16 protein-coding genes are annotated in these 22654 nt (G+C 68.4%); all 16 read left to right on the top strand.

Features of this window, described 5'->3' with window-relative positions; all coding sequences use genetic code 11:
* Positions 1–21: 21 nt before the first annotated feature.
* Complete coding sequence (eccA, locus tag AC5592_RS28030; protein WP_036508126.1) at positions 22–1782, top strand: type VII secretion AAA-ATPase EccA; 1761 nt, start codon at positions 22–24, stop codon at positions 1780–1782.
* A gap of 4 nt (positions 1783–1786) precedes the next feature.
* Positions 1787–3352, top strand: coding sequence for a type VII secretion protein EccB (gene eccB, locus AC5592_RS28025; RefSeq protein ID WP_063065954.1), 1566 nt, complete (start codon positions 1787–1789; stop codon positions 3350–3352).
* On the top strand, positions 3349–7365 hold the full coding sequence (gene eccCa / locus AC5592_RS28020) for a type VII secretion protein EccCa (protein WP_051025347.1): 4017 nt from the start codon (positions 3349–3351) through the stop codon (positions 7363–7365). The genes eccB and eccCa overlap by 4 nt, the downstream gene beginning before the upstream one ends.
* Positions 7366–7475: 110 nt before the next feature.
* On the top strand, positions 7476–7796 hold the full coding sequence (locus AC5592_RS28015; protein WP_036508131.1) for a PE domain-containing protein: 321 nt from the start codon (positions 7476–7478) through the stop codon (positions 7794–7796).
* 21 nt (positions 7797–7817) lie between these two features.
* Positions 7818–9323 (top strand): PPE family protein, encoded by a 1506-nt coding sequence (locus AC5592_RS28010; protein WP_063065953.1) that lies wholly within the window; start codon positions 7818–7820, stop codon positions 9321–9323.
* Between the two features lie 84 nt (positions 9324–9407).
* Positions 9408–9794 (top strand): hypothetical protein, encoded by a 387-nt coding sequence (locus AC5592_RS28005; RefSeq protein WP_036508137.1) that lies wholly within the window; start codon positions 9408–9410, stop codon positions 9792–9794.
* A gap of 55 nt (positions 9795–9849) precedes the next feature.
* A complete protein-coding gene (locus AC5592_RS28000) occupies positions 9850–10152 on the top strand; it encodes a hypothetical protein (protein ID WP_143860641.1) in 303 nt (100 codons plus the stop codon).
* Positions 10145–10984: an ESX secretion-associated protein EspG gene (locus AC5592_RS27995; protein WP_063065952.1), complete on the top strand. Its 840-nt coding sequence runs from the start codon at positions 10145–10147 to the stop codon at positions 10982–10984. Before AC5592_RS28000 ends, AC5592_RS27995 begins: the two co-directional genes overlap by 8 nt.
* Positions 10985–11021: 37 nt before the next feature.
* A complete protein-coding gene (locus AC5592_RS27990) occupies positions 11022–12821 on the top strand; it encodes a CpaE/TadZ family protein (RefSeq protein ID WP_232329585.1) in 1800 nt (599 codons plus the stop codon).
* Positions 12818–14344, top strand: coding sequence for a type VII secretion integral membrane protein EccD (gene eccD, locus AC5592_RS27985; RefSeq protein ID WP_036499284.1), 1527 nt, complete (start codon positions 12818–12820; stop codon positions 14342–14344). The genes AC5592_RS27990 and eccD overlap by 4 nt, the downstream gene beginning before the upstream one ends.
* Positions 14344–15702 (top strand): type VII secretion-associated serine protease mycosin, encoded by a 1359-nt coding sequence (gene mycP, locus AC5592_RS27980; RefSeq protein ID WP_036499273.1) that lies wholly within the window; start codon positions 14344–14346, stop codon positions 15700–15702. Before eccD ends, mycP begins: the two co-directional genes overlap by 1 nt.
* A 2-nt stretch (positions 15703–15704) precedes the next feature.
* The gene (gene eccE / locus AC5592_RS27975) at positions 15705–17408 is read left to right on the top strand and encodes a type VII secretion protein EccE (RefSeq protein WP_232329591.1); all 1704 of its coding nucleotides are present in this window, start codon (positions 15705–15707) and stop codon (positions 17406–17408) included.
* 27 nt (positions 17409–17435) lie between these two features.
* Positions 17436–17771, top strand: a complete 336-nt coding sequence (locus tag AC5592_RS27970; protein WP_223273873.1) for a helix-turn-helix domain-containing protein — start codon at positions 17436–17438, stop codon at positions 17769–17771.
* A gap of 75 nt (positions 17772–17846) precedes the next feature.
* Positions 17847–18902 (top strand): hypothetical protein, encoded by a 1056-nt coding sequence (locus tag AC5592_RS27965; RefSeq protein ID WP_051024410.1) that lies wholly within the window; start codon positions 17847–17849, stop codon positions 18900–18902.
* Between the two features lie 80 nt (positions 18903–18982).
* Entirely contained in the window at positions 18983–19672 is a 690-nt protein-coding gene (locus tag AC5592_RS27960) for a hypothetical protein (RefSeq protein ID WP_036499277.1), read from the top strand.
* Between the two features lie 120 nt (positions 19673–19792).
* A partial coding sequence (locus AC5592_RS27955) for an NAD-glutamate dehydrogenase domain-containing protein (protein ID WP_198163955.1) occupies positions 19793–22654 on the top strand: 2862 nt, incomplete at its 3' end.

The raw sequence follows: 22654 nt of genomic DNA, 5'->3' as shown, positions 1-22654 counted from the left end.
AGCGTCGAAAGGGATGTCCAGGTGTCAGCGGCCGAGGACGCGTTCTATACGGGTGTTCAATCTCTGGGATTGGTCGCCGGGGGCGTGCGCAACGAACAACAAGCGATGGCGGCCTTTCGCGCCGCGACCGATCTGGATCCGGATATGTGCGACGCCTGGATGGGGCGCGCCATGGCCGGCGACATCACCTCCGAGGTGATCTACGGCGCCTATCGATCGGTCCACAACCTCTATCGGGATCAACAGCGCGCCGGTCTGGTCGACCGGTCGCTGTGGTGTCAGGTCGAAATCGGCATGTACGGCCTGCGAGTGGCGATGGCCGACCGCGATCAGATCGCGATCGCGCAGGCGTGTTCCTATGCCGACGGCGGGGAATGGCAGGAAGCGGCCGCCATACTCGATCAGGTACCCAGCGACGATGTCGCCGACTTCGTGCGGATGTCGCTGTTCTTCCGGACCAAGCGCTGGTCCGACGTGCTGGCCGCCCGCACCGCCAAACCGGTCATCGAGGACGGGCTGCTCGACATCGCGGCCGAGTTGATGGCGGCGCAGGCGCTGGCGCATCTGGGCCGTCTCGGCGAGGCGATGCCGCGCGCGCAACGCATCGTGGAGGACAGCTCCTCGGGCAACCTCTCCTACATCTGGGCCGATGCGCACTTCCTGCTGGGAATGCTGTACCGGCACAACGGCGATCACGAGAACGCCGATCGAATCCTCAAGGGGCTGCAGGGATCCGGGCTGTGGTCCGAACGCGAGGAGTGGCAGCGCGCGGTTCGCGACAAGACCTACCGGCTGGAGGTGACCACTCCGGATCTGCTCGCCTCGCGCACCGACCTCTGGGATCCCACCACTGGCGACGATCCCGCCGAAGCGGCGGCGGCGTCGGCGAAACAGGAACGCGAAGCGCTGCTGTCGGAGGCCTCGGACCTGCTGCAGGCCCAGATCGGCATGGATTCGGTCAAGGAGCAGGTCGACCGGCTCAAGTCCGGCGTGCTGATGGATCAGGTCCGGGCCAAGCGCGGGCTGGCGGTGGAATCCAAATCGCAGCACCTGATCTTCTCCGGCCCGCCCGGTACCGGTAAGACCACGATCGCCCGCGTCATCGCGAAGATCTTCGCGGGCCTGGGCGTGGTCGAGAATCCGGAAGTGATCGAGGTGTCGCGCAACGATATGGTCGGCACCCACCTCGGCCATACCGCACCCAAGACCAACGCCCTGATCGATTCCGCGCTCGGCGGTGTGCTGTTCATCGACGAGGCCTACACCCTGATCCAGGAGGGACTGTCCGGCGGCGACGCCTTCGGTAAGGAAGCCGTCGACACCCTGCTGGCGCGGATGGAGAACGATCGCGACAAGCTGGTGGTGGTGATCGCCGGATACGAGGATCAGATCGACCGGTTCCTGGCCTCCAACGACGGTCTCGCCTCGCGCTTCACCAAACGCATCCGCTTCTCCAGCTACGGTGGCGACGAACTGGTCCAGATCGCCGATCATATTGCGCGCAAGAAGGATTCGCTGCTGTCCGAACAGGCGCGCGAGGTGCTGCGGGAACGCTGCGATCAGCTCGCCTCGCAGACCAAGAACGGACGCCGGCTGATCGATCTGGCCGGCAACGGCCGGTTCATCCGCAATGTCGTCGAGGCCGCCGAGGCCGAACGCGACTACCGCTTCACCCGCGAGAACGTCGATATCGCCGCACTCACCAACGAGGAATTGATGACGATCGACGCCTTCGACATCGCCGCCGCGCTGTCGGGTTTGGCGCCGGCCGCGACCAGCTGACGCCATGGCGCGATTCCGGGTGGTGACCAAGCACCAGATATCGGGGTGGCGGTTCCTGCTGCGCCGGATCGAGCACGCGCTGGTGCGGCGCGAGGTTTCCATGATCGACGATCCGCAGCGTGGCCGATCCACCGCGCTCTCGATCGGAATCGCGCTGGCCTGCGTCGTCGTCGCCGGCGCCGCGGTGATGGCCTTCTTCAAGCCCGCCAAACAGGTCGGCAATGCCGACATCGTCGCCGACAAGAACAGCGGCGCGCTCTACGTGAAGGTCGCCGGGCGACTGCATCCGGCGCTGAATCTGACCTCGGCACGGCTGATCAGCGGTAAGGCGGCCGACCCGGTGCCGGTCTCCCAGCAGGAACTGGACAAGTATCCGCGCGGCCCATGGGTGGGAATTCCGGGTGCCCCCGACAGCATCGTCGGCAGCACCGACAGCGATTCCTCGTGGACGGTGTGCGACACCACCCGCACCGGTGCGGACGCACCGATCGACCGCACCACCGGCCTGCCCACGACCGCCGGTTCCGCGGTGGTCACCACCGCCATCGGCGGCCCGCTGACCGTCGACGACGAGACCACCCACGCGCTGTCCGGCGATCAGGCGCGACTGCTGCGCAACGGTTCCAACACCTGGCTGGTCTACGACGATCGCGACAAGGGTGTGGTGCGCGCGGCGATCGATCTGCGCGACTCCGCGGTCACGCTGGCCCTCGGTATCGACGCCACCATGCCGATTCCGCAGGCCTCGCGCGGCTTGATCGAGGCGATACCCGAGATGCCTCCGCTGCGTGTGCCCGACGTGCCCGGCGCGGGCGGGGTCACCACGCTCTCGTCGGGCCTGTCGGTGCCCGTCGGATCGGTGCTGAGCGTGTCGAGCCCCGACCGCCCCTCCTCCTATTATCTGGCCTCGCAGTCGGGCCTGGTGCAGATCAGCGCGGTGCTGGCCGCTGTCGTCCGCAACGCCGATTCGCACGGCACGGCCACCACCATGGCGGTCGGCCCGGACGTGGTCGCCGCGAATCTGCGACCCGGAACCTGGCCCGGCACAGAGGATTATCCGGCGCGGGCCGTCCAGGTCGTCGACGCGAACCGCTACGGCGTGACCTGCTACCACTGGTCCCGCGGCGGCCGTGACCCGAATGCGAGCACCCAGGTGTTGTACGGGCGACGGCTCCCGCTGACCGCCGAACAGCAGAGCCGGATCGTCGGCCTGGTCACCGCGCCGGCTTCGCACGGTGCCACCGCCGACACCGCGTATCTGCCCGGCGGCACCGGCCGGTTCGTCCAGGTCACCGGAGCCGATCCGGCCTCGCCGCTGCGGGAGTCGCTGTACTGGATCTCCGACAGCGGCGTGCGCTACGGCATCGATGTGGCTCCGGGCGCCATCGGCGATCAGACCCTGGCCGCGCTCGGTCTGCGGTCGCCGCTGCCCGCGCCGTGGAGTGTGGTGTCGCTGTTCGCGGTCGGCCCGGTTCTGTCCCAGCGCGACGCCCGCGTCCAGCACGACGGAATTCCGTCCGACAAGTCCGCGGTCGGTCTGCCACAGCAGTCGGAAGGTGGGGGTCCATGACCAGCACACGCCGCTTCGTCCGCCCGGCCCGTGCCGAACGCGGGCCGAAGGCGCCGGCGGTCACGGAGCTGCGGTTGCAGCCGCCCACCGAATTGCCCAAACCCGTTCCGCCGTCCCGGATTCGGATGATCATGCCGGTCGTCATGGTCGCCGGTATGGGCGGGATGATGGTGATGATGTTCCGCAGCGGTGGCGGAGCCGTCAACCCGATGATGATGTTCTTCCCCGTCATGATGCTGGTGTCGATGTTCGGCATGATCGGTGGCGGCATGGGCGGCAACGGTTCCGGCGGCGCCGCCTCGCTCAACGAGGAACGCAAGGATTATCTGCGGTCGATCGGGGAGAACCGCAAGACGGTGCACACCGCCGAAGCCGAGCTCTACACCTACTTGCGCCACACCCACCCCGGCCCGGCGGAGATCGCCCGCCTGGTCGGCGGTAAGCGGATGTGGGAGGTGCAGGTGGCCAGCCCGCAGTTCCTGCGGGTGCGAATCGGCCGGGGGCGCATCGCGAATCAGGTCCGGGTGATCGTGCCCGAGGCCGCCCCGACCTCCGATCTCGATCCCGTCGGCGTCGTCGAGGTCACGCGGTTCGCCAAGGCGTACTCGACCGTGGGCGGTATGCCGGTCGCGATCAATCTGCTGTCGGCCCCGCAGGTGGGATTCGACGGCGATCAGGACGCGGTGGCCGGGCTCGTGCGCGCGATGATCGCGGAGATCGCGGTGCTGCACGGACCGGACCAGGTGGCCGTCGCCGCCGTGCTGGCCGATCCCGACGCCCCGCAGTGGGCGTGGCTCAAATGGCTTCCGCACACCCAGCATCCGAGTGAGACCGATGCCATCGGCTCCAGCCGGATGGTCTATCGCACGGTCGCCGAACTGCGGTCGAAGGTGCTCGCCGGGCTCAACCGCGGCCCCTTCTCGGCCAACAGCCAGCCCACCCTGGATCGCACGCACTACATCCTGCTCGTCGACATCAGCGGGCCGGCCAGCGAACGCGACGTCTCGGGCGTGGACGGCTGCACGTGGGTGCGCTTGGGCAGCACCGAGCAGAGTCTGCCGCGCGCATTGAAATTCACCGTCTCCCAGGATCGCGAACTGCACGAGGTGACCGCACGGGGGCTGCGCCGGGTGGGTGTCGCCGACACGATCTCGGTTCCGGCGATGACGGCCCTGGCCCGCGGCCTGTCACCGTTCCGGCTGTCCACCGTGGTGGAGGCGGTGGTCGCCGAACAGGCCGGGACCGGGACCTCGTGGGAGGAGATGGTCGGGGTCCTCGATCCCGGTGCGATCCGCGCGGAGCGGCAGTGGCCGCGCCGCCGCGACATCGACCGCGCCCGGCTCAACATCCCCTTCGGCCACGACCCCGCCGGACAGGTGGTCTACCTCGATATCAAGGAGTCGGCCGAGGAGGGCATGGGCCCGCACGGCATGTGCATCGGCGCCACCGGCTCCGGAAAGTCGGAATTCCTTCGGACCCTGGTACTTTCGGCGGTCGCGACCCACTCACCGGATGTGCTGAACCTGCTGCTGGTCGACTTCAAGGGTGGTGCGACCTTCCTCGGCTTCGACCGCCTGCACCACGTGACGGCGGTCGTCACCAACATGGAGGAGGAAGCCGATCTCGTCACCCGTATGGAGGACGTGATCAACGGCGAGATGGCGCGCCGGCAGCGAGTTCTGCGCGATGCCGGCAACTTCGCCAACGTCGCCGATTACGAGCGTGCCCGCGAACAGGGCGCGCAACTGGCGCCGCTGCCCACCCTGCTGATCATCCTCGACGAGTTCGCCGAACTGCTCGAACAGCATCCGAACTTCGCGAAACTGTTCGTCGCCATCGGCCGGCTGGGCCGCTCGCTGCGCATCCATCTGCTGCTCGCCTCGCAGAAGGTGCCCGCCAACCGGATGGGTGAGCTCGAGGCCCACCTGTCCTATCGAATCGCGTTGCGCACCAATCAGACCAGCGATTCCCGCGACGCCATCGGCACCGCCGACGCCTACCACCTGCCCAAGAAGCCGGGTTCGGGATATCTGCGGGTCGGCGCGGGCGATCTGCAGCGGTTCCAGGCCGCGTATGTGGGCTCGCCCTATATCCCGCCCGCGCAGGCGGCATCCCCGGCCGATGCGCAGCGGGCCCGGCGCCCCGGCGGCGGATACAAACCGCCGCAACGGTTCACCACCGCCCATGTCGTCGCCGCCCGTCCGGAACCGGTCGTCGAGCCGCGGCTCGTCCTGCCCGAATCCGAGGACGAGAACGACGCGGTGACGTTGATGGAGACCGTGCTCGCGCAGCTGGCCGGGCACGGGCGTCCCGCGCACAAGATGTGGTTGCCGCCGCTCGGTGTGCCACCGACCCTGGAACGCCTGGTCACCGCCGTTCAGCCCGGGGCACTGCAGATTCCGCTGGCGATCGTGGACAAGCCGCGTCAGCAGCGTCAGGACGTGTGGACCGTGGATCTGTCGGCCGCGGGTGGTCACCTCGCCGTGGTCGGTGGACCGCAGTCGGGCAAATCGACCGCGCTGCAAACCCTGGTGATCGCGACCGCGCTGACCCACAGCCCCGAACAGGTGCAGTTCTACTGCCTGGACTTCTCCGGCGGTCTGTCCGGTCTGCGCGGGGTGCCGCATGTGGGATCGGTGGCCTCGGCGCGGGAAGGGGACCGGATCCGGCGGACCTTCGCGCTGATCACCAATCTGATCGCGCACCGGCAGACGTTGTTCAGCGAGCTGGGAATCGACAGCATGCGTGAATTCCGCCGCCGGCGTCAGTCCCCGGCGGAATCGGCGGAGTTGACCGCGCGCGGTGACGCCCACGGTGACGTCTTCTTCGTCATCGACGGGTGGGATATCGGATTCTCGGTCAACGGGCCGTATTTCGACGAATATCTGCCTGTGATGGAAACCATTGCGCTGCAAGGCCTCAACTACGGAATCCATCTGGTGGTCAGCAGTTCGCGATGGGCGGCCATCCGACCGAACGTCAAAGATCTGCTGCAGACCCGGCTGGAATTGCGGCTCGGCGATCTCACCGACACCGTCTTCAACAATCACCGCGCGGTGGTCGCCTCCATTCCGCCCGACCGTCCCGGTCGCTGCATTTCGACCGATGGCCTGCACATGCTGACCGCGCTGCCCCGCATCGACGGTTCCGGCGACGCCGATACCGCGGCACAGGGTATGAGCGCGGCGATCGCGGAATTGGAGCGGCGGTTCGAGGGCCGCCGCGCGCCCGCGGTCAAGTTGCTGCCGGCCCAGATCACCATGGCCGAGATCGTCACCGGCCGCCCGGCGCCGCAGACACTCGCCCAACGACTGATGCTGCCGTTCGGGGTCCGGGAATCCGATTTGAGTCCGGCCACAGTCGATTTCGGGACGTCCACCCATTTCGCTGTCATCGGCTCGCCGGGCTGCGGCAAGTCGACGGTACTGGCCGCGCTGCTGGAATCGATTCGAACCCAGTTCACCCCCGCACAGGCGGTGGTGGTGCTGGTCGATTACCGGCGTCAGCATATGGAGGCGATTCCGGACGAGCAGCTGATCGGTTATCTGACCAGCGAGCGCGATCTCATCGACAGCCTGCCTGGTTTCGCTCAGACGATGCGTGCCCGGCGCCCACCGGACAACGTCACTCCCCAGCAGTTGCGGGAACGTTCGTGGTGGAACGGCCCCGAGGTTTTCGTGGTGGTCGACGACTATCACATGGTCTCGGCGCGCGGCGGGCTCAATCCGCTGGATCCGTTGAAGGACCTCATCGTCGACGGCCGCGACACCGGATTCCATCTCATCGTCGCCCGCAATATCGCACAGGCCGATATGGCCTTGTACGACAACGTCCTCGGTCAGATCAAGAATCTGAACAGCTCCGGATTCATCATGGACGGGTCGAAACTCGACGGCATGCTGATCGGTGATGTGAAGGCAACCAAACAACCGGTGGGCCGGGGCATCTTCGTCGAGCCGCTGCAGTCGCGCCGGGATCTGGTCCAGGCCGCGTGGGTGCCACGGCCGGAATAGAGCGGAAAGATGTGGCCTATCCCGCACAACATTCCCAAGGGCGGGAATGCCATAGCGTTCTTTCTGTAACCGCTCACACCAGAGTCGGCGGCACTCGTTAGGAGACCTCCATGTATCTCCAGTTCAGTCCGGAAGTCATCGCGGCTGTCTACACCACCAACACCGCGACCGCCTCGACGTTGGCCGAACTCATGCGCCTGGCATCGGTGGCCAGTGAACCGATTCCGGCCGGTGCGGACCCGGTCAGCGTCGGCCTGTCAGCGGCCTTCAAGAGCTACAAGTCCGGCTACTACAACATCACCGACAACGGCATCTCGAAGTTCCACGAGGGCAACGGAAAACTGCCCGAGTCGATCCACAGATACGAATTCGGCGATTCGGCGGGCGGGGCCCGGGTCAAGTCCGCCGAACCCGGCATCGTCTACATCTGACACACCCTTCGGGAGTTCGCGATGGACGCAGTGACCGGCGCGGCCGCCGGACTCGGCCAGGTCGCCGGTGATGTGAAGGCAAGTGCGGAGGCCGCGGCCTCGCTCGCCGGCATGGCCGGTGCCGCCGTCAGTTTTATCGAGGGGTTCGACTTCGCCGCGCTCCCACCGGAAGTGAACTCCGCCCGGCTGTTCGCCGGGCCGGGGCCCGAGCCCATGGAGGCGACCTCGATCGCGTACGAGGCGGTCTCGGAAGCCTTGATGGCGGCGGCGACCGGCTTCGAGGGCTCCAACGGTGTCATGCAGGTCGCCTGGGAAGGCGAGGCCGGTACCAAGGCGCACACCGCGTTCAGCCGGCACACCGAGTGGTATCGGCAACAGGCCGTCGTCGCCAAGCAGACCTCGATGATCGTGGGCGCCGCCGCGGCCGCCAACCACGGTGCGCGCCTGGCGATGCCGCCGCTGCCGATGATCCTCGCCAATCGGGCAATGAGCGTCGCACTGGCGGCGGCCAGTGGGGCGACGATGGGCGCCACGGAACCGCTGATCGCGGCGAACGAGCTGGCCTACGCCTTCATGTGGGAGCGGGCCTCCGAAACCATGTACACCTACCAGGGGATCTCGAGCGGACTGATCGGCGCGCTGCCGCCGCCGACGGTGGCGCCGACGATCGCCGGCGACGGTGGGGAATTCGGCGGTCCTTCCGGGACAACGTATTTCGACCCGCCGCACACCCCGGGCGGCGGACCCACCGGCCACACCGGGCCGACTGGTCCGGGCGGCGGGCCGAGCGGACCCGGCGACGGCCCGGGCAGCGGTCCCGGCGACGGGTCGGGAGACATGGGTGGCGGCCACGACCCGACATCACCCGGTGGTGGCTCCACCGACCCGGCCGATACCGGGGTCGACCCCACCCAGACCCCACCGGGCGGGACCGAGGCCGAGAACGCGGTCTCCGATGTCAACGACGCCATGTCGTCGATGACCGATTCGCTGGGCAACTCCGGCGGCGACGGTAACTATCTGACCCAGGAACAGCACGGCTTCTACGGAACGTCACCGTACTCGACCACCCTCTTGGGGCTGAACGGTGGTGTGGGCAGCGCCGTCACGTTCTCGATGGCCCGCGGCGGGATGGGCGCCGTGCCCGCCTCCGGCGCCGGATTCCGGATGCCGGCCAACTGGAACCCGATGGGCGCGCGGGCATTCGGCGCGCTGCCCACCGAACCGCCCACCGGGCCGGTGCCGCCGCGGAACGTCCCGCGGGGCGCGGTGGCGCCCAAAGCGCGGATGCGCCGGCGTCGCGACGACGAGAAGAAGCCCTCGAAGGTCTTCGTACCCGGTGAGCACGACGAGGTGCCGGTGCTCGAGCAGGCTCCCGTGGTCGGAGTCATCGAATACGCCGACGACGACCACACGATCGACGCCGTACCCGAACTGGTGCCCGCCTTCGGTGTGCTCGAACGCGTCGAGGACGAGCCGGTTCCGGTCTCGATGGATGTCCCCGGTGAATACCGGAGCCGCGACTAGTACGCCGGGAGCCGACGGGCCTCCCCTCAACGTCTCCGCCGGGCGCGGAGCCGACTGTGAATCGAACCTCGAAAGGAATGAGAAATGACCAATCCCAATGTGATGCAGGGTACATCGGACGACTGGAACACCGCCGCCACCAAGACCGCTCTGGCGGCCGGTGAGCTGGAGAATCAGCTCCGGACGTTGGATGCGACTCGGCACGGATTGAACACCGCGGTGCGCAGTCAGCACACCGGTACGGCGATCGACAGCACTCTCGCCGATCTGCACACCAGCGGGACGAACCTCTGGCGGGAACTGGATCGGATCCAGAACCAGATCCAGAAGCGCGGTGGCCAGGTCGACTACGACGACCTCGACGCCGCGCAGAAGGTCATGGCCCACGACGGCAGCGACGGCGTTCTCAACGCCACCGATGGTTCCGGGCCGGCCTCGTCCGGAAAGATCTCCCTGTCCTCGCTCACGTAAACCCCTGCTGCCCAGCAGATCTCATTCTTCGAAAATACGAAAGGTTCGATGAATCATGGCCGGAAATATGTACTTCAACTTCGCCCACGTCGATGAGCACCACACAACGCTCAAAGGACTCGGCCAGGCGATGGAGGACAATGTCAACCACCTGCGAAACCTGCAGCAGACGCTGGCGAGTCTCCTCGGCGGTGCTACGTCGGAGGCATACCAGGAGGTCTCGGGGAATCTGAACAAGTTGCTGGCAGCCCACCAGGCGAACCTGGTCAAGCTGAACACGCAGATCCACTTCGCCGCCGGTAGCCAGGGTATGGTCCAGACCGCCGACAAGGCCAGTGCCGCGAGCATGCGTGGATGATGCGATCGAGGATCCGGTAGCGATCGATCTGAATGTCGATGCCGCCCTGGTGCTTCGGCATCTGGTCGGCATCGACTCCTATCCTCCGGTCCTGGCACTGATGCCCAACATCTACCGGATCGAGGATCGGGACCGGGTGCACGCCGTGGTCACCGATCAGCTGATCGAGGCCGGGATGGTGATCGATGGCCGGGTGCACCCGACCATCGAGCATTGGCTGCGATGCCTGTACCGGCCGGATGTGGAATTGGTCGCCCGGATCATCGATACCGGCCTGGACGGCGGCCCGAAGGATATGCTGCGGCTGTCGCTGGTTCGTTCCGGTGAGACACAGGTGCTCGCGGTGCGGTCCGACGACCACGTCGTCATCCAGTCGGTACCCGCGGGCGAGCGCCGCCTGGACGCGCTGACCGGCGCGTTGACGGCCGCGTTGGGACCGGCCGACGCCCTGGAGTTCACGCCGCTGTCGGCGTGGGCCGAGGACTTCGCCGAGGTTCCGGCCGAGCCGGCCGAACGACGCCGGACACTGGTCGAACTCGGCGCCGAATCGCGGACGGCGAGTCTGCTCGCCCGGGTGATGAACGAGATCGTGCGGCGCGCGGAGATCGTCGTCACCGAGCACCACGACGGTACTACGCCGCGACCCGAGGTCTGTATGACCGTGCTCGACACCGTGTCGGGCCGAATCGTCGTGACTCCGAGTATGGCGCTGGACGGTCGGATTCGGGCGACGTACGCGCCCGGGGACGACGCGGCGCTGCACGCCGGCGTCGCGGCACTGGTCGACCTGTTACCCGGCCGCAGCTGGTTCGAAACCAGTCGCGCCGAATGAGAGTGCCGACCGGGCGTTTTCGGAGAGGATGAGGGACATGAACCGAGCACCGAGTACGAATGGGCATGCGGCCGAGGCCGTCCGGGCTCGGGGCGGTTACGACGCCTTCTTCGCGGCGGTGCCCGATCAGCCGGGCCCGGCGCACACCGGTGACTCCGGGGCCTCGACGTCACAGGCCGCGGCTTCGATGGCCGGAAATGCGCCCGCGGCACCCGGTTCCGCAGTGCAACCGTCGAGTGAGCCGACCGGCGGTGCGATGACCGCCGACCCCGCACGCCCCGCCGCGGCCCCGGTCGGACCCGGTGCGGCGCCGACCGGATCGGCGACCGTGGGCTCCGGAGCCACCGGCACACCCCAGCCGGGCGCGGTACCGGCGGGATACAGCCAGACGAATTCGGCAGCAACAGGTTTCGCGCAGCCGGGCTCGGTACCGCCGGAATCCGTGCAGCCGGGTTCGGCGGCAACAGGATCCGCCCAGTCCGGCTCGGCAGCGGCGGGACCGGCGCAGCAAGGGCCGGTGGCTCCGGGTTCGGTGCATCCGGGATCCACGTACCAAGGAGTGACCCCATCAGGAGCGGCGTCATCGGGTTCGGTACAGCCGGGTTCGGTTCAGCCCGGGCCGGCGCAGTCGGCCGGGATGCGCGCCGAACCGCCCACACCCACCGCCGATGCCTCGGCGTCCCATGTTGCCCCGCCGGCCGAAACATCCGCCGCGAGCCGGCAGTCCGCATCCCAGGCCGCGCCGACGACGTGGCAGCAGGCCGCGACTTCGCCGCAGACCGCCGCGCCCGCCTCCTACTCCGCGACATCGCCGGCCGCCGCCCGGGTCCCCGACCGCGTCGAGCGCGGTGTGCAGAGTTCCGAGCGCGTCGAGATCCTGCCCGCCGCACTGACTTCCGCGGAACTGCTGGCCGATATCGCCGCGGCCCATCGTGCCCAGCTCAAATCCACCAGCGGTGTGCGGGGCGCGCTGAACAAGGTCGGATTCAATCTCGGCCTGTCGCCGTCCGAACAACGGAAACAGGATCGCCGCGGCCGAATTCGCCGTCAGCTCAACAGCACCTATCAGATCGCGGTGATCAGTGTGAAGGGCGGCGTCGGACGCACCACTGTGACCGCGGCCCTCGGCTCCACCTTTGCCCGCCTGCGCCCGGACCGGGTGGTGGCGATCGACGCGAATCCCGATTTCGGCGATCTGCCGACCCGGACCCGGCCGCATCCCTACGGTCTGACGCTGCGGGATCTGGTTCGCTCCCCGAATCTCGAGGCGTTCTCGGCGGTGCATTCGTTCACCTCGATCAACGATGCCGATCTGGCCGTCGTGGCCTCACCGTGGAATACCGAATCGGTCGAGGCGCTCTCCGGTGGCGAATACTCCGCCGCCGTCGAGATCCTGCGCCGCCACTACAACCTGATGCTCGTGGATTGCGGTACCGGAGTGCTGGATTCGGCCACCGGGAGCGTTTTGAACACCAGTGACGCGGTGCTGGTCGTCACGCCCGCGACCGTGGGCGGGGTGAAGGGCGCCGTCGCCACCCTCAATTGGCTGAATTCGCATGGGATGCAACATTTGATCGCCAAATCGATCGTCGCGATCGTCCACCATCATCCGGTGAAGCCGACCGTCGAGGTCGACCAGATCGAGAAGCTCTTCGCCACCGCCCAGCGGCCCACCTTCGAACTGCCCTACGACGCGCATCTGTCCGAAGGCGGCGAGATCGACCTCCGCTTGCTCGACGAGGGCACGGGCCTGGCGTTCGAGGAACTCGCCGCCGCGCTGGCCGACGGCTTCCCGGGTTCGCCGATGGCCGGCGGCGATCGCGGAGGGTGGCGATGACCGCTGCCTACGCGACCGCCCCCGCGGCGGCGGCGCCCACGGCCGAGGTGGCGCGCGCCCGGATCGCGATCATGGTCGCCACCTACCAGGTCGATGTGGTGGTGCCGACCAAATTCACCATCGAGACCTTCATCGACGATCTCCTCGGCGTCCTGTCGCGCGCGATCGACGACGAGAACGTGGATTTCACTCCGCCCAGCGGACAGTGGAGTCTGGCCCGGCCGGGCGAGCCCCCGATTCCCCGGTGGCGCAGTCTGGCCGATCACGACGTGGTCGACGGCACCGTGCTCATGCTCACCGCGGTGGAGTCGGCGGAGATGTTCACCCCGGTCGTCGAGGACATCACCGACGCCCTGGCGATGATCAACGAACGCGAATTCGCCGAATTCGACCGTGGCACCGTCGCGATCGTGGGTGTCAGTGCCCTGGGCGTGGGTGCGGTCGCCGCGGCCGGAATGCTGGCCTGGTCGTGGACCGAGACCGGCTCGGTGTGGTGGTGCGGGCTGCCGGCACTGCTGCTCGGCGTGGCGTACTGGGTGGCGGCGCTGGTCGTGCGCGGGCGGCGGGTGGCACCGGGCATTTCGCTGGGCCTGGCGCTGTCGGCCGTGCCGCTGCTGTCCGCCGGCGGGGCGATGCTGGTGCCGCCCGCCTACGGGGAGCCGGGCGCGTTCGCCGCCGCCAACATCGCCGCCGGGGCCGTGGTGGCCGCGGTATCGGCAGCGACCATGATGCGCGTGACCCGTTTCGGGATCGCCACACTGATGTCGGTCACCGTGCTGGGCGTGGTGATCACCGCGGCCGCGGTCCCGGCCACCTATCTCGATATCGCGCTGCGGCAGGTCACCGCCGGTCTCGTCTTCGCGGGCCTGATCGTGCTGACGGCCGCGCCCCGGCTGGCGGTCGTGATCGCGCGCATCCGCCCGCCGGATCTGCCCGATCCGGGCAGCGAGGTGGCGCCGTCGACCCTGACCGACATCTTCGACGCCGAGGCCGCCCGTGAGGCCGATCCCGAACTCGAGGAACAGGACGAGCGCGATCGGCGCCGGGCCCACTCCGGGATCGAGGCTCGCGCCCGGCTGGCCGTGACCAGCCTGCGGGGACTGATGGCGGCGGTCGCGGTACTGCTGTCGGTGTCGACGGTCGTCACCGCCGCGGCGAGTCCGGGCGGGGTCCGCGAAATCGTGCTGGCCGTGGCGGTCGCCGGAATTCTGGTGCTGCGCTCCCGCTGGTTCCCGGATCGCGTGCAGGCCCTCGCACTGGTCTCGGCCGCCGCCATCACCCTGACCGGTCTCGGATTCGTCCTGGTCGGTGCCTACCACACCCCGGGTGCCCGGCTGGTGGTCGTGCTCGTCGCGGTGGCCGCGGCGGTGGCGGCCTGCGTTGCGGCGCTTCGGCTTCCGGGTACGCGTCTGTCGCCGGTGACCCGCCGTGTCATCGATCTGATCGAGTACGCCCTGATCGTGATCGTCCCGGTGATCGCGTTCTGGATCATGGGCATCTACACCGCCATGCGAGAGATCTGATGCGTCCGATCCGATCCGCGAGCACGGCGCTGGTCGCGGTGCTCCTGCTGCTGGGCGCCGGTCCGGCCGCCGCGTTGGACCCGCCGGACGTGGTGGTCGGCGCGGCGCCGCCCGACGGCCCGCCCGGTCCCGAGGTGCCGACCAAACAGGACAAGGGCTGCCTGGCCGTCGGCCTGCTGCCCAACAGTGACGTGAAGCAGACGCCGCCGCCCGAACAGGCGCTGGATCTGCGCCAGGCGCGCGCGCTGAGCCGCGGCGGCGGGGTGACCGTCGCGATCGTCGATACCGGCGTCGGCCCCAACCCGCGGCTGCCCAATCTCACCGGTGGTGGCGACTATGTGGCCGCCGGGGGCGACGGACTGTCGGACTGCGATGCGCACGGCACGCTGGTCGCCGGAATCATCGGCGCCACATCCGATTCCGCCGACGGGTTCAGCGGTGTCGCACCGGACGCCAGGCTGGTGTCGATCCGCTACCGGTCGGGCGCCTTCAGTCCGGAACAGCCGCAGGGGGACGAGGCCACCGCGGCGCCGGCCCGCGAGTTGCGCAATATGGCCCGCGCCATCACCCACGCGGCGAACCTCGGCGCCGGGGTGATCACGGTGTCGCTGCCGATCTGTGTGCCCGCGGATTCGAAACTCGACCAGTCGATGCTCTCGGCGGCCATCGGATTCGCCGTGCACGTGCGCGGCGCGCTCATCGTGGCCGGTGCGGGCAACACCGGTAGCTCGGGATGTCAGCAGAATCCGCCGATCGATCCGAGTCGCCCGCGCGATTCCCGGAACTGGGGTGCGGTGCAGACGATCTCGTCACCCGGATGGTTCGGCCCGGATGTGCTGACCGTCGGCTTCACCACCGCCACCGGCACTCCGATGGCGGATTCGCTTGCCGGACCGTGGGTTTCGGTCGCCGCGCCCGGCACCGGAATCGAATCGCTCGGCCCGGGCGGCGGTGGCCTGATCAACGGCGTCGGCGCGCCCGACAAACTGGTCGCCGTCGGCGGCGCCTCGTTCGCGGCGGCCTATGTGAGCGGCGTGGCGGCGCTGCTGCGATCGCGCTACCCGAACGAGACGCCCCAGGAGATCGCCGCACGCTTGCAGGCCAGCGCGCACGCACCCGCTCGCGGCATCGACAACTCGGTCGGTGCGGGCATGATCGATCCGCTTGCGGCACTGAGCCTTCGGACCGCACCACGACAGCCGGCCGGCCTGTTCCGCTCCACCGAACTCATCGTGCCGCCGCCGGCGCGCGCGGCCGACCGCCGTCCGGCGATCGTTGCCGGGATCGTCATCCTGGCCGCGCTCGTGGCCGGGGTGGGAGCGAGCTACGCCGGCACGGTGATCGGGAGACGCCGTTGAGCGTGGCGAACATCCGAATCGGCAGTCCGGAGGGCGGGCCGATCGTGACGGCTTCGATCGCCGCCAGTTTCGTGCTGGTCGGTTTGTGGGGTCGCGCACCGCTGTGGGTAGGCCCGCTGGTGGTGGTGGCGATGGCGGGCGCGGTACTGGTCCGCGTCGATGGGCGTACCGCGGTGCGCTGGTTCCTGGACTGGTGCGCGTACCGGGCCGGTATGGCGACGCGGGCCCGGGAGCGAGCCCGGCCGCGCGAGATCCACGACGTGGAGGTCGCCGCCGGCGTGTGCGGTATCCACACCGACGAGTCGACGCTGGTCGCGATGATCCAGCTGGCGCCCGACCTCGATCTGCCCACCGTGATCGGCGAGGAGACGCTCTACACCGAGGACGTCGTACCGATCGACACGCTGGTCTCGATGCTGGACCAGTACGGGATCGCCGTCGACATCGACATCGTGACCACCGGCCAGCGGGTCCGTCCGGCCACCAGCTACAGCATGCTCTACGACCAGCTGATCGGTACCCATCCGGTGGTGGGGGAGCGGATGACCTGGCTGGTGCTGCGCCTGGATCAGCAGCGCAATCTCACCGCGCTGGCCCGCCGCGGACCGGCCGAGGTCACCGGCCCGAAAGCCCTGGCCACCGCGGCACATCGGATCGCGTCCCGGCTGCGCGAGCGGGGCATCTCGGCACACGCCCTGCCCGCGGACGCGTTGCGGGAGGCGACCCGGCTGCTGCACGCCGGGGTCGAACCGGCGGAGTTGCGGGAGCGCTGGGGGCAGCTGGAATCGCCGGCCTCCGGGCGATGCGTGACCAGTTTCTCCATCGACTGGACCCGGCTGCACGGTGCGGGCCTCGACGACTGCTGGAACTGGAATCGCGGCCGGACCACTCTCGTGGTCAGTCTGGCCGGCGGGGCGCTCGGACCGCGCGGCATCGTGCGCTATGTGGGCCCGCCGGTCACCTCGGCGCCGGTCGACTATCTGCGGCGGCTCGGTGGACGGCAGTCGACGGCCCTGCTGGCGACGCTGCCGACCGGAACCCCGGTCTCCGCCCTGCCGCCCGACGACACCGGCAACGACGTGGCCTCCCCGGAGCTGCTCGCGGAGCTGCCGATCACCATCGGCCCCAACGGGCAGATCCTGGGATCGATCAGTGGCCGGCCCCAGCACGCGCTCGCCCTGCCGCTGTTCGACCCGGCGCGCTACAACCCGCGCCGGCGCACCATCGACGTGCACGCGGATCTGCCGGTGGCCCAGCAGATCGTGCTGCGCGCGATGGTGGTCGGCGCCGACGTCGAGGTGCATTCGGCCCGGCCGCACCGCTGGTCACAGCTGGTTTCCGCGGTCGGCGACCCGTCCTCGCTGCGGCTGGCGGCCGAATCCGGGCTCGCCGACGCCGAGGGCGGGACCGCCGGCAGCCCGGCCACCATCGCGGTGTTCGACCAGATGTCTCCGCGCGCCTCGACGGCGCACACCACGGTGACCATCAACGATCCGGGGACCTCGCGCCGCCGATCCGTGGATCTGGCGATCAACCAGGTCACCGCGACGTCGGTGGATGTCAGCATTCCGATGCGCACGGTGCGAGTGGATCTGATCGAGCCGCGCGGCGAGACCCGCTATTACGACAATCCGGCGCCCCCGGCGGCGGCAGGCGATAGACCGGCGATCACGGCCCCGCAGGTAGGTGGTCCTGGTGCCGACTGACGAATCGGGACGGTAATGTTGATCAATGTGGTGGCGGACTCCCAGACCGATGGTGATATTCAGCCTCCGGACGGCGACGACTCGCTAACACCCCGGCAGAGCGCGGCGGCGATCTTCTCCCGCCGCCTGTCGGAGCTGATCGCGGAATCCGTGGTGTCGACCGAGGACGGCTCGACCAGGTCGCTGACGCTGTATTCGCTGGCGCAGCACCTGGAACTGGCGTACCCGGATGTGCCGGTGTCGCAGTCGGGGCTGTACCGGCTGGTGCACGGGGAGGCGATCCCGCGGTTGGATCTGATCATCGCGCTGGCCCGGGTCTTCGATGTGCCGCCGGAGTATTTCGTCACCGAACGTCCGGACTGAATCGGCGAAAACTGTTCTCCCCAGCGGGAATAGTGCCGATGGGGCACGGGTGTGATTGTCGCTACCATCCGGGATATGCCCGCCGAGGACCAGGGAGATCTCTTCCTTCGCCATCGCGGCGCGGTCCTGGACACGCTGCTCTCCGACCCGTCGTTCGGATCGCCCGAATTCGCCGCCGACGATGGCCCGGCCGCCGGTCCGTCGGCTACCGAACACCCGAATATCGTTGACTCCGTGGCGGATTCCGATTCGGTACCGTCGGTGCGCAAGGTGAGTTCCGGGCCGAAGGCCAGTGACCGGATCATGGCGCTGCTCAGCGGGGAATCGCCCGCCGGGTCCAGCCAACTCGAATTCACCTCGGATTTCTCCGAGCGTTCGGCGCGGCTCGGCGCGGCGGCGGAGGAATCCGAACAGCGGGCCGGTGCCGCCCCCGAAGCCCGGGAGAAGGCGGCCGAACGCACCTCGGCCGAGAGGCCGCAATTCCCGCAGGTGGTGCTGGCTCAGCTGCGCAAACCGAAGGTCGCCCTGGCCGTCGCCGCGGCGTTGGCCCTCGTGCTCGTGCTGGTGCTGGTCACCACGGGCGGTAAGAAGAGCAACCCCGATCAGTTGGCCGTGGTCACTCCGGTGGCCGCCGCACCTCCGTCGTCGAAGCCGGGCGCGGGCCCGGAATCGGCGCCCTCGGAGTCGAACAGCGCCCCCATCAAGGTCCGATCCGCGCAGGCGCACTGCCCGGCCGGCAGTACGGACGCGATGGACGCCTTCTCCGGTGAACCGGGCAAGGCGTGGTCCTGCGTGCGGGCATTCAAGATCGACGGTCAGGTCATGACGATCGACCTCGGTAAGAAATACCAGGTGGACTCCATCGGGATCGTCCCCGGCTGGGACAGCGTCGGCAGCGACGGTGCGGACCAGTGGAACAAGTACCGCACGGTGAGCCGGGTGTCGTATCTGTTCGACGATCCGACCGCGACGCGATATACGCAGCAGACACTGGATCAGCGCAGCCTCGTGGTCACCAAGATGTCTCCCGCGGTCAGCGCCTCGAAGATCACCTTGACGATTCAGCAGTCCAAGGGCGAGCCCTCGATCAACACCACCGCCATCTCCTCGATTGTGATCACGGGACATTGAAACCTCCGCATTCGATCTGCCAGTACTGCTCCCATCGCAATGGCGGAGACGAAACTCGTTGCGGCCATTGCGGAGCCCCGTTGCCGCTCGGTCCCGAGGTCCGTGTCGACGGCGGTGCCACCGGTCACCCGCTGCTGGCGGATGCCGCGCACACCGCATTGGAGGCCGGGCGCCTGATCGCGCGCACCGCGGGTGCGGCGGAGAAGGTGGGCGCCGAGGTCGCGAAGGCGGGTGAGGGCGCGACCAAAGCGGCGGCGGAGGCCGAAAAGGGCGCTGCCGCAATCGCTCTGCCGGAGGTCAGCTGGAAGGTCGCGATCGCCGCGATCGCCGCGCTGCTGGTGGTGGCCGTCGTGGTCATCCGTTCCTGTGCGGTGAACGCACCGCCGATGATCGGGCAGCTCACCCCCGTCGAGGCGCTGCCCGATCTGGTGCGGGCCGCTTCCTCGTGCCGGCATGTCGACAGCGGTCCCGCGGTGGACAACTGTGTGATCACGGCCGATCACCCGCTGTTGTCCGGCGGCATCACCGACGGCCGGCAACTGACCTTCACCGTGCGGGCCGATCCACCGCAGAATCTGACCGCGGTGGTCAACGGCTGGCGCGTCGCCGGCGGCACGGTCATCGCCGACGGCACGGTGTTCGTCGCCATCGGTCCTTCGGCAACGGTGTGGTATGCAGATACCCGCACCGGTCTGCGCATCGAGACGGCGACGTTCGCGAATCGTGCAGGCGCGCAGACATTTCTGTTCCGATCCGGTTTGGTTCGCTGAGAAACCGGGTAACGTCGCGCAATCCTTGTTACACTGAAGAACGTGCCGTTATTTAACGGCACGTTACAGACAGTCCGCAATACTGCGGTACCGATTCCGATCGCGGGAAGGCACGGGTCGATGGTGGCAACAACCCAGCAGACGATTTCATGGAAGCGATTCCGTGATGATCCGACAGATCTGGAGGCGGTGTACTTCCGCTGGATTCAGCCGGGAGCCGCGGCGCCGACGATCACCGACCGTGCCGAGCAGATCTTCCGGCATCATCTGGAGCTGGCCGCGGGGCGGCGGCCTGGAACCGCGGTGACCAGGCTGTATCGCGCCGGGGACGGCAGTGGTCTGGGGCCGGCGTTGCAGATCGTCAACGACGATATGCCGCTGCTGGTGGATTCGCTCACCGCGGCGCTGCAGCGCCTGGGCGCCACCGTGACCGAGGTGGTGCATCCGGTCTTCGACGTCCTGCGGGATCGGCGCGGCCGGTTGCGGGCGATCGCGCCCAGCGAGGGATTCGATGTGGCGCAGGCGAATTCGGCGAGCCGATCGGAGGGCAGCGGCAACGTCGTCACCGAGTCGTGGATCCATGTGCAGCTGGGTGCCGGCGATTCCGACGCGGTGCTGGACCGGATCGAGCGGGCGCTGCCACCCCTGCTCGGCGAGATCCGCCAGGTCGCCCACGACACCGAGGCGATGACCCGCACGATGGGAACCCTGGCCGCCCGGCTGGATTCCGTACCGCAACCGTCCGCGACCGAGGCGGCCGAATGCGCGCAGTTGCTGCGCTGGCTGACCTCCGGGCACTTCACCTTGCTGGGATACGGCTACTACCGGGTACATCCCGGCGCCGACGGCCCGGAGCCGCAACAGGTTTCGGGCACCGGACTCGGCGTGCTGCGCAACGGTTCGGGTGTGGACGTGGGCGCACCCGCGACCGGTTCCGAGCAGATCCTGCGGCTGTCCAACGGTTCCCTGGACTCGCTGCTGCCGGGCTCGCCGGATGTGTACGTGGTCAGCGTCGCCGACTACGCGGCCGAGACCACGCCCTCGGTCGCCGGTCAGGTTGTGGGCGAACACGTTTTCGTGGGCACCTTCACCGTCAGCGGCTTCCACGAGAACATCCTCGACATCCCGGTGATCTCCCGCCGCGTCCACCAGGTCATCGAATGGGCGGGCCTGGCGCTGAATTCGTTCTCCGGCCAGGCGCTGCTGGAGATGTTGCAGACCTTCCCCCGCGTCGAACTGTTCTCCACCGATGCGCGCCGCCTCTTCGAAACCGTCTCGGCCGTCATGAATCTCGGGCTGCGGCGCCAGATCCGGCTGTTCCTGCGCCGCGATGTGGGCAGCAACGCCGTGTACTGCCTCGTGTACCTGCCGCGCGACCGCTACTCGACCGAGGTGCGGTTGCGGATGCACGAGATCCTGCGCCGCGAATTCGACGCCGAGCAGATCGCCTATTCGGCGCGTGTCACCGAATCCGAGCTCGCCGTCGTCTATTTCACGGTGCACCGCGGTGCCGACGCCGAACCGGCGGATATCACCGAATCCAACCGCGAACGCATTCAGGACCTGCTGTTCGCGACCACCCGCAGCTGGAGCGACCGGCTGGTCAGCGAGGCCGCGGGTATCGCCGAGATCGCCGCGCCGGTCGTCCAGGACTACGCGACCGCGTTTCCGGCGACCTATCAGCAGGAATACGAGCCCGCGCGGGCGCTCGACGACCTGTGCCGGCTGCAGCGTCTGGCCGACGGGCAGATCGATACCGATCTCTACCGCACCGCCGGCGCGCCCTCGGGGGAGTGGCGCTTCACGCTGTACGTCGCCGGGACCGAGGTGTCGCTGAGCCGGGTGCTGCCGCTGCTGCACAGCCTGGGCATCGAGGTCGTGGAGGAAAAGCCCTACCGGCTCGAACTGCCCGGCGACAGCACGCGGTGGATCTACGACTTCGGCCTGCGGGTCGCGCCGAACACGCTGCGCGGCAGCGGCGAGGGCGATCCGGAGGCCGATCTGGATCGCGCCGTGGCGCTGGAATCCCTGCCGGACACCAGTATTCGTAAACGCCTGCCGGAGGCCGTGTCGGCGATGTGGTTCGGCGACAGCGAGGTCGACGGACTCAACGAACTCGTCCTGCGGGCCGGACTGCACTGGCGCCAGATCGCGATGCTGCGCGCCTACGCGAAATATCTGCAGCAGGCGGGATTCGCCTACACCTTCGCCAACATCACCCGGGTGCTGCTGGCGCAGCCGAGCACCGCGCGCGCCTTCACCGAATTGTTCGAGGCGTATTTCGATCCCGAACACCTCGGACCGGTGGCTACCGCGCGGGCCGCGGCCATCTCGTCGCGGCTGCAGGACGAAATCGATGCCGTGGTGAGCCTCGACACCGACCGAATTCTGCGGGCGATTCTCGGGCTGATCACAGCGACCCTGCGCACCAACTACTTCCGCCGCGACGAGGACGGAAATCCGCCCGGACATCTGTCGTTCAAATTCGATCCGCACGCCATCGCCGAATTGCCCCGTCCGCGGCCGCAGTTCGAGATCTTCGTGTATTCGCCGCGGGTCGAGGGCGTGCACCTGCGTTTCGGTGCGGTGGCGCGCGGTGGGCTGCGGTGGTCGGATCGCCTGGAGGATTTCCGGACCGAGATTCTGGGTCTGGTGAAGGCGCAGGCGGTGAAGAACGCGGTGATCGTGCCCGTGGGCGCGAAGGGCGGGTTCGTGGTGAAGCGCCCGCCGGCCGCGACCGGTGATGCGGCGGCCGACCGCCAGGCCATGCAGGCCGAGGGTATCGCCTGCTACCGCACCTTCATCTCGGGACTACTCGACCTGACCGACAATGTCGACCACGCCGGTGGTGAGGTGATCCCGCCGCAGCGGGTGGTGCGCCGCGACGGTGACGACACCTATCTCGTGGTGGCCGCCGACAAGGGCACCGCCACGTTCTCCGATATCGCCAACGAGGTTGCGCAGCATTACGACTTCTGGCTC

It is taken from the genome of Nocardia violaceofusca NBRC 14427, from assembly GCF_963869435.1.
Lineage (GTDB): Bacteria > Actinomycetota > Actinomycetes > Mycobacteriales > Mycobacteriaceae > Nocardia > Nocardia aobensis.
This window is presented reverse-complemented; position numbering and strand designations above follow the sequence as displayed.

What these genes read in the sequence shown, in the direction of transcription:
- eccB (WP_063065954.1), top strand. Translation starts at nt 1,787, where the DNA reads ATGGCGCGATTCCGGGTGGTGACCAAGCACCAGATATCGGGGTGGCGG.
- eccCa (WP_051025347.1), top strand. Translation starts at nt 3,349, where the DNA reads ATGACCAGCACACGCCGCTTCGTCCGCCCGGCCCGTGCCGAACGCGGG.
- AC5592_RS28015 (WP_036508131.1), top strand. Translation starts at nt 7,476, where the DNA reads ATGTATCTCCAGTTCAGTCCGGAAGTCATCGCGGCTGTCTACACCACC.
- AC5592_RS28010 (WP_063065953.1), top strand. Translation starts at nt 7,818, where the DNA reads ATGGACGCAGTGACCGGCGCGGCCGCCGGACTCGGCCAGGTCGCCGGT.
- AC5592_RS28005 (WP_036508137.1), top strand. Translation starts at nt 9,408, where the DNA reads ATGACCAATCCCAATGTGATGCAGGGTACATCGGACGACTGGAACACC.
- AC5592_RS28000 (WP_143860641.1), top strand. Translation starts at nt 9,850, where the DNA reads ATGGCCGGAAATATGTACTTCAACTTCGCCCACGTCGATGAGCACCAC.
- AC5592_RS27990 (WP_232329585.1), top strand. Translation starts at nt 11,022, where the DNA reads ATGAACCGAGCACCGAGTACGAATGGGCATGCGGCCGAGGCCGTCCGG.
- eccD (WP_036499284.1), top strand. Translation starts at nt 12,818, where the DNA reads ATGACCGCTGCCTACGCGACCGCCCCCGCGGCGGCGGCGCCCACGGCC.
- mycP (WP_036499273.1), top strand. Translation starts at nt 14,344, where the DNA reads ATGCGTCCGATCCGATCCGCGAGCACGGCGCTGGTCGCGGTGCTCCTG.
- AC5592_RS27965 (WP_051024410.1), top strand. Translation starts at nt 17,847, where the DNA reads ATGCCCGCCGAGGACCAGGGAGATCTCTTCCTTCGCCATCGCGGCGCG.